We start from the raw sequence: 10165 nt of genomic DNA, 5'->3' as shown, positions 1-10165 counted from the left end.
TGGTGTGCCGGGCATGCATCTAAACTCTAGGGTTCAAGTCCCGAACTGGGAAGGCAGTAGTACCAGTTAGCCAAGGACAAGGGTGTCTAGGGCGACCTAGAATCTGAAGGAAGTCGGAGGCAAATTCCCGCCTTGAGGAACACGAACTTCATAGAAGGCTATTTATACTTGGATGAGACTGCCAAACACATCAAAGTCCATACTGCCGAAGGGTATAGGTAGTAAATGAAGCAAGGATATGGGGAGGAAGTGTAGATGCTTACCCCGGGAGGTCTGATAGCAAAGCGGTACACTTACCGTAACCGGATGTGTGAACATTCACTGAACTATCAGAAGTCAGCAGAAGCCATAGTACCTGTTTCTTCTAGAGGAACAGGGAAGGGCGGAATCAGGAAAGGAACATGATCACTTGGGATACGTATGGTTTGATGAAGCAGAAACACAAGTTCCTTCCTCATGGAGGAAACGGTGAATCCCGTGGGGGACATGAGAAGGGTGGAGAACACATACCACATAAAGAGAACGATCATGTACGTAGGAGAGAGAACGAATGTTAAAACAAATACTGTCACGAGAGAATCTACTACAAGCTATATGGCGTGTAGAAAAGAATAAAGGAAGCCACGGAATCGACCAAATGCCCGTACAAAACCTACGAGTGCATTTGAAAGAGAACTGGACAATCCTCAAGCAACAATTGGAAACAGGAACCTATCAACCTCAACCGGTCCGTCGAGTCGAAATCCCGAAACCAGACGGTGGAAAGAGGAAGCTAGGGATTCCAACCGTGACAGATCGCTTTCTACAACAAGCGATCGCACAAGTGTTGACCAAAGTATATGACCCGCAGTTTTCGGACCATAGTTATGGATTTCGTCCCCAAAGGCGAGGTCATGACGCGGTGAGGAAAGCAAGAGGGTATATACAAGAAGGCTGTCGTTGGGTAGTAGATATGGATCTAGAGAAATTCTTTGATAAAGTACATCATGATCGTTTAATGCGCACCCTGAGCAAACGGATTAACGATCCAAGAGTGCTGACATTAATCCGTCGCTATCTACAAGCAGGAGTCATGGAGCAAGGACTTGTTCAGTCGAACACAGAAGGAACACCACAAGGTGGCCCGTTAAGTCCTTTACTCTCTAATATTGTCTTAGATGAATGGGACAAAGAATTGGAGCGCAGAGGACTGCACTTCGTCCGTTATGCGGATGATTGTCAAATCTACGTTCGTTCCAAAAGAGCAGGACAGAGAGTCAGACAAAACATGACGGAATTCCTGGAAGGAAAACTAAAGCTGAAAGTGAATCAACAAAAGAGTGCGATTGATCGTCCATGGAGACGAAAATTTCTAGGATTCTCCTTCACCAGTCACAAGAAGAGACCAAAGGTTCGCATACCAAAAGAGAGTATTAAGAGGCTCAAAGATCGAATCCGTTCCTTAACATCAAGGAAAGAAAACATCAGTATGGAGACCAGAATCGAACGATTAAATCGGTACTTAATCGGTTGGATAGGATATTACCAATTGACCGAGGCACCAAGTGTTCTGAAACAGATAGATAGTTGGATCCAACGTAGACTCCGCATGATTCGATGGAAAGAATGGAAGTTGGTCAAGACAAGGTATCGAGAATTACAAAGGTTCGGTGTGAAGAAGGAGAAAGCGTGGGAATGGGCCAACACAAGGAAAGCCTATTGGCGGATTGCGAACAGCCCCATTTTACACAGAACCCTCGGCAACCGATATTGGGGAAGCCAAGGACTAGAAAGTTTGTTTATTCGTTATCAATTTTCACGTATGACTTGAATGAAATCGCCAAATACGGAACCGTATGTTTGGTGATGTGAGAGGGTCGGAGGTTAGTCACCTCCCCCTATCTCGATTTATAGGGAATTATGAAATTTCTTGTATTTGAACTCGCCAATCACCTTTTCCTATCATACTTGCTTATAAAGGATGTGATATCAATGGTTATATACTTTCCTTACAAGACCTAATCTGACAAATGTTGTAGTACATGTATAAAGCGAAGGCCGTCCACTTTCACTCCTGTGGAAACTGTTTGACCTGAAGATCCACTTTTTCGAGCGGTTTTGGCTCGAAAAAGTTAGCTGAAGGGCAAACCCCCACGGAAAGGAAAGTGGGTAGCCGGAGTGGTGGTAAGGCTGTTCAAATATTTCAAAATGGATGCTTGAGAAATGGTAAACCTTTAGCTTTTTAATCATAAGGGCTGAGCGAATTTTGCTCAGTTTTTCTTATTTGTCTTTCATCAGTTGTGTATAACTGTTCTTAAATTTGTATATTTTCATAGAATGTAGTTGAGGGGAGGCATATGCACAGTGAAAAAGATAAAAGAAAAATTTATGACTGCCTTTACACGTACATTCGATTTGCCTTCTGAAGTAACGTTAGAATTGCCACGGATTACAATGGTCGGATCCATTCATGCGTACATAGAAAATCATCAAGGCCTTATCATCTTTACTTCTACCGAATTGCTTTTAAAAGTTCATCGAGGACATGTTCGAATAAAAGGAAAAGGTTTTGTACTGAAAACAATGATAGATAAAGACATTTTATTAGAAGGTGATATAAAAGATGTTACCTTTGAACAATCGTAAAGTCTGAATTCGGAGGGAAGGGCTTATGTTTTTCAAACGCAAAAATTGGTTATCAGGATATATCACTATTGAAATTAAAGGTCAGTATCCAGAGCGTTTTTTCGATTTGTGTGCAAAATATGATATTCCGTCCTGGGATATCAAAAAAATGGGTGAAACATCCGCATTGGGAAAAATAAAATTATCTGATTTGCCTAAACTAAGGATTGTAAAAAGAAAAACTATCTACAAAGTATACTTTAAAGGAAAAAATGGACTACCTTTTTTTCTTCGTCACTTAACTTTTCAAAAACCACTACTAATTGGCTTCTTTGTTGCCACAGCGGTTATTTTTTTCTTGTCTAATATCGTTTGGCGAATCGATGTAAGTGGTTTGGATGAAGAAATTGAAACCAAAGTCATCCAACAACTAGAAGAATACGGGGTGGAAGAGGGCAACTTTCAGTGGAATGTAGGATCACCCGCTTCTATTCAAAAACAGTTATTAACGGATGTTCCAGAATTATTATGGATAGGTGTTAAAAAGAATGGATCGGCTTTTCATCTAGAAGGTGTGGAAAAAACAATAGTTGAAAAAGAAGAAGAGGAAACAGCAGGACACCTAGTAGCCACAAAAGAAGGAGTTATTGAAGATTTATTTATTTCAAGAGGACAACCTCTCGTAAGAATCAATGATGTAGTCTATCCAGGAGATATTTTAGTCTCCGCATATCTAAATGAATCGGAGGAAGATGATGAAGAAGAACGAAATCCTGTGGCAGCAGAAGGTGAGGTGATTGCCAAAGTATGGTATAAAAGTGAAGTAACCGTACCTTTGGACAACCAGTATCATGTTCTCAATGGGAAATCGGAACAGAAACATTATTTACATGCTTCCAAATATTTAATTCCGATCTGGAATTTTGACAATCCTGAATATAAACATTATCAAGTCGATGTGGAAGAAAAAAACTTTTATTTTTTGAAATGGAAACTCCCGATCAGTTATATAAACCAAACTATATATGAAGCGGAGTTAAAAGAGGAACAACTAAGTGAGGAAAAAGCGAAGAAAATAGCATTAGAACAGGGTAAAAGACAGTTAATGAGAGAAATTCCACATGATGCAGAAATTACGGATGAAAAAGTTTTGCACGAAAGTGTAGAGAGTGGTAAAGTAAAATTAACCTTGTATTATACTGTACTAGAAAATATTGCAAAGAAACAACCAATTACTCAAGGAGATTGATTATGTCAGAAGATCTAAAGATGATTGATTTACAATTAGAAAATCCTAATGAAGCATTAACCCTTTTCGGTACAGAAGATCGACACTTAAAGCAATTAGAAGAACAATTGCAAGTATCGATTACTTCTCGCGGTGAGCAAATCAGTGTTTCTGGGAGTAATACAGATGTAAAAGTTATTCAAGAAGTTTTAAATGGACTGTTGGCTATTATTAGAAAAGGAATAACAATCACAGAGCGAGATGTTATTTATGCTGTAGACCTTGCAAAACGAGGAAAAATTAATCAATTAGAAACGTTATTTGAAGATGAAATTACAAAAAATGCAAAAGGCAAGTCCATTCGTGTCAAAACTTTAGGGCAACGCCATTATTTGCAGACGATGAAACAAAATGATCTTGTATTCGGGATTGGCCCAGCAGGTACTGGTAAAACATACTTGGCAGTTGTAATGGCTATCCACGCACTAAAAAATGGCAAAGTAAAACGAATTATTTTAACTAGACCAGCTGTAGAGGCTGGGGAAAGCTTAGGTTTCTTACCAGGAGACTTAAAAGAGAAGGTCGATCCTTATTTACGACCTTTATATGATGCATTACATGATGTATTGGGTACAGAACATACGATGCGTTTAATCGAGAGAGGAACAATTGAAATTGCCCCTCTTGCTTACATGCGTGGTAGAACATTAGACGATGCTTTTGTTATTTTAGATGAAGCTCAAAATACTACCAATGCACAAATGAAGATGTTTTTAACCCGTTTAGGTTTTGGATCTAAAATGGTTATTACTGGTGATGTCACTCAAATTGATTTGCCTCATGGGGTTCAATCAGGTTTAACGGAGGCAAAAGAAAAACTAGCCAATATGAAAGGTATCGGTATTGTTTATTTATCGCAATCTGATGTAGTACGACATCCAATAGTACAAAAAATTATTGAAGCATATGATAAGTAAGAAGGTGGGACTTCCATCAATTGGTGATGAGGGTCTTATGGGTAGAAATTGCCTGAAAATTAGGTGCAAGACTTTTTAGGCATCCCTTTCCTGAAATGATTTAATAATGGAGAGCCCAAGAGATGGGGGAATCGAAATGAAAAAATTTTGGTGGTTAAAACAAAAAGTCGTTTCTTTTTTTCAATATAATAAAATTCAATTAGTTACAGCATGCATTGTTATCGCAAGCATCTTTTTTGTCGTAACTTACCAAAATGTTCATACCGAAACGTATGATATAGAAAAATTCTCTACAGCTAATGAAACTATTCGTTCCCCTATTACGATCGAGAATACCAAAGAGACCGAACGGAGGATTAGAGAAGTAGTCCAATCCGTGGAGGATCATTTCGAGATTTCGGAAGAAGTGACCGAAGAACAAATTACATATATAAATGAGATTTTCGAAGCGATCGACAAGATCGAAACAGGAAATATCGAATTAGATTCAGAGGAAGAAACGCTTGACTCGGTTTCAAAAAAGATCTCTTATCTCGAAAATATAGTTCACGATGAATTACTTCTTGAAGTTGACAGAGCTACGTTTAGAGCGTTATTCCAAGCGACAAATGAGGAAAGAGTGTTAGCGAAAGAATTGATTACAACGGCATTATATGATGCGTATTATAATGGCATTAAAGTCGAAGAAGTTGATCAAGCCATTCAGACAGCACAGCAAAAATTGACTTATTCAACGTTGGATGCTTCTTTTGTGGATGATCTACGGCCACTTATTGCCTTTAGTATACAACCTAATTCCTTTTTTTCTGCTGACCAAACTAATGAAGCTCAACAACAAGCAAGAAATGGTGTTGAACCTGTGATGATACGGGCAGGAGAAGTAATTGTTGAAGAAGGGCAATTAATCACGAATGAACTATACGAAGAGCTTGAGGTTACTGGGCTTTTAAATGAAGAACGGAATTTTTATCCAATGGTTGGCTTATTTCTATTAGTTGTAATAATTGGCTTATTTTTGTTCTTTGAATTAAGCCACCATATGAACAGGTCTGATTTTCATTTTCGTAAATTATTGGCCGTTAGTGTCTTAAGTATATTTATTGTGTTACTGATGAAAGTAGTGAGTTTTTATACAACATCTGTTAATCCATTATACTTAGTTACTCCTGTTGCTACGGTATCAATGTTATTAAAAATCTTAGTTAACGAACGAATTGCTATTGTTATGTCGTTATTTTATGGTGTGATTGGTAGTGTCATTTTTAATGCAGATATCCCAGGATTGTTAAATATGGAAGCTGGAATTTTTATTATGTTCTCTCAGTTAGCTAGTATCTTCTCCTTGTCAGTAATAAAAGATAGAGGATCGATTATTAAAAGTGGATTAGCTACGTCCGTCATTAATATGGGAACAATCTGTTTATTTTTATTCTTATCATTCGAAAAATATTCGTGGTTGGATTATTTATCTTTAAGTGGATATGGATTTCTGTCTGCTATTTTAGCTACGGTACTAACGATGGGGATGTTGCCTTTCTTTGAGACAGGATTACGGATTTTATCCGATACAAAGCTTTTAGCTTTATCGAGCCCTAATCAACCGTTATTACGTAAGTTGTTAATTGAAGCTCCTGGAACCTATCATCATAGTATTATGGTAGCTAATTTAAGTGAGGCTTCCTGTGAAGCAATTGGAGCAAATGGTTTGCTAGCTCGTGTTGCAGCCTATTATCATGATCTTGGCAAAACATTCAGGCCTCATTATTTTATAGAAAATCAGATGGGAATGAAAAACCCCCATGATTATCTTGATCCTTATCAGAGTGCAGAAATTATTCTGCAACATCCAGTGGATAGTGCAAAGTTACTGAAAAAAGAAAAGTTACCTAACGAGATTATTGACATTGCCATGCAGCATCATGGCACGACTTTGTTGAAGTATTTTTACTACAAAGCGAAAGAGCGCCATGATAAAGTCAATGAAGAGGATTTTCGATACGAAGGTCCGAAACCAAAGACGAAAGAAGCTGCCGTTGTTTCGATCTGTGATTCCATAGAAGCAGCTGCAAGATCATTGGCTAATCCCACTCGGGAAGAGATCGAAAAAGTTGTATCATCTATTTTTGAAGATCGATTATTAGATGGTCAGTTAAATGATAGTACATTAACATTTAAGGAATTAGAACAAATGAAATTAGTGATTTGTGAGACATTAAAAGGTATCTACCACTCTCGAATACAGTACCCGAAGGATTCCAGCATGAAGGAGGCGAAATAGATATGGAAATAGATTTTCATGACGAAACAGAAAATGTGTCACAGGACCATCTGGATTTAATTGATCAATTACTTTCCTATGCTGCAAAACAGGAAAACATTGCAGCAGATTCAGAGTTGTCCATCTCGTTTGTTAATAATGATGAAATTCAACAGCTAAATAAACAATATCGCAAACTGGATAAACCCACAGATGTCTTATCTTTTGCTCTTGAAGATGAAGTTGATCAAGAGATTAGGATTATAGGAGCTGATATCCCAGTTGCATTAGGAGACATTATCATTTCGGTTGATAAAGCAAGTGAACAAGCTTTGGAATACAATCATTCTTTTTCTAGAGAACTAGGTTTTTTAGCTTTACATGGTTTTTTACATTTGCTTGGCTATGACCATATGAATGAAGAGGATGAAAGGAAAATGTTTTCCAGACAAGAGGAGATATTAAATGGGTTCGGATTATCGCGGGAAAAATAAGTTTCATTTTGGTTTACGGTATGCATTGAACGGTCTAAAAATTGCCATTTTGTCAGAACGGAATATTTTGATTCATTTTATTGCAGCAATTATTGTTGTAATGGCAGGAGTTCTCTATTCTATTTCCGTGACAGAATGGGCCATTTTGTTTCTGACGATTGGTGCAGTTATAAGTATGGAAATGATGAATACTGCTCTGGAAAGAGCTTTAGATTATTTGGAGCCTGCGCATCGACCACAGATAGGGGTTGCTAAGGACATTTCTGCAGGTGCAGTCTTAGTGACTGCTGTTGTGGCAATAATCATTGCTATTCTCATTTTTGCACCAAAGATTTTGTCATAAATTGATCTTTGATCAGTGAGAGGGTTACGGACGATTAGTACCTTGAATAATATTATAGGAGCACATATTTTTAAACTTTACCACTAGTTTTGTCGAAAGTATGAAATCTCAGAGAAGATATAGTATTATTATGTTATAGATAAGCAACAGGATGTAAAGCGGAGGAAAAGTTATGCATAACAATTTCAAATCAGGATTTGTAGCCATTATTGGTAGACCAAATGTAGGAAAATCGACCTTTATGAATCGTGTCATTGGTCAAAAAATTGCTATTATGAGCGATAAAGCGCAAACTACCAGAAATAAAATTCAAGGTGTATACACTGATGAGCAGAAACAAATCGTATTTATTGATACTCCTGGAATCCATAAGCCCAAGCATAAATTAGGTGATTTTATGGTGAAAATAGCAGAGAATACTTTAAATGAAGTAGATGCAATTATGTTTATGATTAATGCGGATGAAGGCTACGGTATGGGTGATCAATATATTATGGATCGTTTAGATTCGATCAAAAAACCGGTTTTTTTAGTCATCAATAAAATTGATCTTGTTCATCCAGATCAACTGTTGCCACTTATAGATCAATATAAGGACAAGTATCCGTTTAAAGAAATTATTCCTATATCAGCTCTTGAAGGGAATAATGTCAATCATTTAATGGATGTCTTTACAGAACACCTTCCGGAAGGTCCTCAATACTATCCAGAGGATCAAATTACCGACCATCCGGAACGATTTATTATTAGCGAATTGATACGAGAGAAGGTATTACAGTTAACGAGAGAAGAAGTACCACACTCCGTTGCGGTAGTTATTGACGGTATTGATAACCGTAGTGAAGGTGAAAAAGTCTTAGTACAAGCAACCATTGTGATTGAAAGAAAATCACAAAAAGGTATTATTATTGGTAAACAAGGGCAAATGTTAAAAGAAATTGGGAAACGAGCTAGACAGGATATTGAACGATTGTTAGGTTCGAAAGTATATTTAGAGTTATGGGTGAAAGTGCAAGAAAATTGGAGAAATAAACCACATCAGTTAAGTGAATTTGGTTTTAATCAGGATGAATATTAAAAAGAAGATGCAATACCCCAGCTGTAAATATTTGATAAGTTGTTGTTTGCAGTTTGATACATGGTAAATATTTTAACTAATTGAATGAAGATTTCAGGAAAATCTAATATTGAACACAATGAAAGATTACCAAAAGGAAAGGTGAGGTTTATTGTGATCGATGTACCATGGAAAATATTTAGTCAAACAGGCAATATTGAAGCGTACTTATGGATGAAACAAGTTGAATCGGATGATTTTGAGGAAGAAGAGGAAGAAATTGACGATTCGTTGTTAAAGGATACTCATTTTTAAGAGTGAAAGGGAAAGGTGAAGCTTGTGTTTGAAAAAGTTGAAGGCTTCATTTTGAAAACCCAGGATTATGGGGAAACACATAAAATTGTGACCATATTAACACCAACATTAGGAAAAGTTGGTGCCATAGCAAGAGGCGCGAAAAAAACAAAAAGTAGAATGGCTGCTATTACGCAGCCATTTATTCATGGATCATACCTTATTCAGCCTGGATCAAGTCTCGCTACTATTCAGCAAGGCGAAGTGATAACTTCCTTTCGTAAAATAAGGGAAGATATATTTAAAACAGCTTATACAAGCTATTTGGCAGAATTAACCGATAAACTAATCGATACAAAGAAATATAACCCTTTTATCTACCAGCAATTATTACATACGGTTGAACGAATAAATGAAGATAAGGATCCAGAGATATTAACCATGATTTATGAGTGGAAAATGTATAAAGAAGCGGGATTTGCGCCTGTTGTGACAAAGTGTGTTTCATGCGGAAATCCACATGACTTAAAAGCATTTTCTATATCGAATGGCGGGTTATTATGCAGAAATTGTTTGCGAATAGATGAGAATGCTATCTCTATTCCAGAAAAAGTAGCAAAACTAATGGCTTTATTCGCCTGGGTAGAGGTCGAACAGATCGGGAATATTTCAGTAAAACCGGAAAACAAAATAATTCTTCAAAAAATCATGGATCAGTATTATGAAGAACATGGTGGGTATTATTTGAAGTCCAAAAGATTTTTGAAACAGATGAACCAGTTAAATGATAAATTATAATTGACAATTGGTGTAATCTTGCGTATGATGTAAAAATGAAATGAATAGCGGATTGCGAAGAAAGAGAGTAGTACTGATTCATTGTCTTTTAAGCGAGTTCAGGGTGGTGGAAG

Annotated in this window: 10 protein-coding genes and 1 other annotated feature (1 of these 11 running past the window's edge); all 10 genes read left to right on the top strand. The window is 37.1% G+C overall.

The features are described from left to right. The first annotated feature begins 550 nt into the window (after nucleotides 1–550). The 10 genes from ltrA to recO all read left to right on the top strand — a co-directional run bounded on the left by ltrA (nucleotide 551) and on the right by recO (nucleotide 10052). A complete protein-coding gene (gene ltrA / locus J5J03_RS02545; RefSeq protein WP_208585947.1) occupies nucleotides 551–1810 on the top strand; it encodes a group II intron reverse transcriptase/maturase in 1260 nt (419 codons plus the stop codon). Nucleotides 1811–2343: 533 nt separating this feature from the next. Further along, entirely contained in the window at nucleotides 2344–2625 is a 282-nt protein-coding gene (gene yqfC / locus J5J03_RS02540) for a sporulation protein YqfC (protein WP_208585946.1), read from the top strand. A 25-nt stretch (nucleotides 2626–2650) separates the two neighbouring features. Then, the gene (gene yqfD, locus J5J03_RS02535) at nucleotides 2651–3853 is read left to right on the top strand and encodes a sporulation protein YqfD (protein ID WP_208585945.1); all 1203 of its coding nucleotides are present in this window, start codon (nucleotides 2651–2653) and stop codon (nucleotides 3851–3853) included. Nucleotides 3854–3855: 2 nt separating this feature from the next. Then, nucleotides 3856–4809 carry a PhoH family protein gene (locus J5J03_RS02530; protein ID WP_208585944.1) on the top strand — a complete coding sequence of 318 codons (954 nt, stop codon included), beginning with the start codon at nucleotides 3856–3858 and terminating at the stop codon, nucleotides 4807–4809. Between the two features lie 136 nt (nucleotides 4810–4945). Then, nucleotides 4946–7087 carry an HD family phosphohydrolase gene (locus J5J03_RS02525; protein WP_208585943.1) on the top strand — a complete coding sequence of 714 codons (2142 nt, stop codon included), beginning with the start codon at nucleotides 4946–4948 and terminating at the stop codon, nucleotides 7085–7087. Between the two features lie 2 nt (nucleotides 7088–7089). Then, nucleotides 7090–7560 carry an rRNA maturation RNase YbeY gene (gene ybeY / locus J5J03_RS02520; RefSeq protein ID WP_208585942.1) on the top strand — a complete coding sequence of 157 codons (471 nt, stop codon included), beginning with the start codon at nucleotides 7090–7092 and terminating at the stop codon, nucleotides 7558–7560. After that, the gene (locus J5J03_RS02515) at nucleotides 7532–7903 is read left to right on the top strand and encodes a diacylglycerol kinase family protein (RefSeq protein ID WP_208585941.1); all 372 of its coding nucleotides are present in this window, start codon (nucleotides 7532–7534) and stop codon (nucleotides 7901–7903) included. The genes ybeY and J5J03_RS02515 overlap by 29 nt, the downstream gene beginning before the upstream one ends. A 172-nt stretch (nucleotides 7904–8075) precedes the next feature. Next, nucleotides 8076–8981, top strand: coding sequence for a GTPase Era (gene era / locus J5J03_RS02510; RefSeq protein WP_208585940.1), 906 nt, complete (start codon nucleotides 8076–8078; stop codon nucleotides 8979–8981). Nucleotides 8982–9134: 153 nt separating this feature from the next. Continuing rightward, nucleotides 9135–9275, top strand: coding sequence for a YqzL family protein (locus J5J03_RS02505; protein WP_208585939.1), 141 nt, complete (start codon nucleotides 9135–9137; stop codon nucleotides 9273–9275). A gap of 24 nt (nucleotides 9276–9299) precedes the next feature. Further along, on the top strand, nucleotides 9300–10052 hold the full coding sequence (gene recO, locus J5J03_RS02500) for a DNA repair protein RecO (protein ID WP_208585938.1): 753 nt from the start codon (nucleotides 9300–9302) through the stop codon (nucleotides 10050–10052). Nucleotides 10053–10100: 48 nt separating this feature from the next. Beyond that, nucleotides 10101–10165 (top strand) — a binding site (T-box leader) (it continues 113 nt past the right edge of the window).

This window comes from Gracilibacillus suaedae (genome assembly GCF_017599345.1).
Classification (GTDB): domain Bacteria; phylum Bacillota; class Bacilli; order Bacillales; family Amphibacillaceae; genus Gracilibacillus; species Gracilibacillus suaedae.
The sequence above is the reverse complement of the archived record's forward strand: the minus strand, read 5'-3'. Positions and strand labels throughout refer to the sequence as shown.